This window comes from Mucilaginibacter calamicampi, from assembly GCF_042676765.1.
Lineage (GTDB): Bacteria > Bacteroidota > Bacteroidia > Sphingobacteriales > Sphingobacteriaceae > Mucilaginibacter > Mucilaginibacter calamicampi.
In genome coordinates this window covers 1-1,061 of record NZ_JBHTHU010000012.1, presented here as the reverse complement: position 1 = coordinate 1,061, position 1,061 = coordinate 1, and the positions used below count along the sequence as shown (strand labels likewise).

At 35.2% G+C, this 1,061-nt stretch carries 2 protein-coding genes; both read left to right on the top strand.

Translation table 11 applies throughout. From position 1 onward, the window contains the following. Nucleotides 1-365: transposase (locus tag ACFQZS_RS13280; protein ID WP_377101000.1), on the top strand; the 365-nt coding region annotated here is incomplete at its 5' end. Next, a partial coding sequence (locus tag ACFQZS_RS13275; RefSeq protein ID WP_377101002.1) for an IS3 family transposase occupies nucleotides 365-1,061 on the top strand: 697 nt, incomplete at its 3' end. The genes ACFQZS_RS13280 and ACFQZS_RS13275, both read left to right, overlap by 1 nt.

The following is a 1,061-nucleotide window of genomic DNA, read 5'->3' as shown; positions in this document are numbered from 1 at the left end:
GAAATGACAAAGTAATCAGACGGTATTCAGAACCTTTCAAACTGAAAATTCTGGACGAAATCACAACCGGAAAACTAAACAAGAACCAGCTAGGCAAACTCTATGGTATTGCTCCTACCACCATTAATGAATGGATTAGAAAATACAACCGTAAAGACCTAATGAACACCAGAGTAAAAGTGGAAACAAAAGACGAAATAACTCGAGTTAAAGAACTGCAAAAAGAGATTGAACAGCTTAAAAAGTTACTCTTAAAAAAGGATTTGGATGCCTTGGTATTGGATTCATACCTGGAAGTAGCAGCTGAAGATCTAGGCTATAAATCTGTGGCTGAACTAAAAAAAAAGTTAAGTATAAAGCCCTAATCAAAGCCAAGGAAAAAGCTAAGGGATTTGCTTCTTTAACTACAATAACCCATTGTTTTGGACATAAACGCAATGCTTACTATAAGTACAAAAACAGAGCTGATAAGCGTTTAAAAATAGAACAGCAGATTATTGAGATAATAAAGAAAAGACGCAAATCCCTACCTAGAGAAGGCGTGCGCAAACTCGTAAAATCATTAGATGCTGAGTTTGCCAAAGCCAACCTTAAAGTCGGTAGAGATACACTGTTTAACGTCCTTAGAAAATATCAAATGCTTACACTTAGAAAGAAATATAGTTCTAGAACTACCAACTCTTTACACAGGTTCTACAAGTATAAAAACATCATTAAAGATGTTCAAGTTACAAGGCCTAACCAAGTTTGGGTATCTGATATTACATATATTAGAACCATTAAGGGATTTTGTTATCTAGCACTCATTACAGACATGCATTCCAGAAAGATTGTTGGTTATGACTTGAGTGATAGCTTAGAACTAAACGGATGCGTAAGAGCGCTTAATAAAGCTATTTATCAAGCTAAAAGCACTAATGGACTCATACATCATTCCGATAGAGGCATACAATATTGCAGCAATGTATACACTCAAATCCTTAAAAGGAAAAAGATAGACATTAGTATGACAGAAGAAAATCATTGCTATGAAAACGCCCTAGCAGAAAGGGTTAACGGGA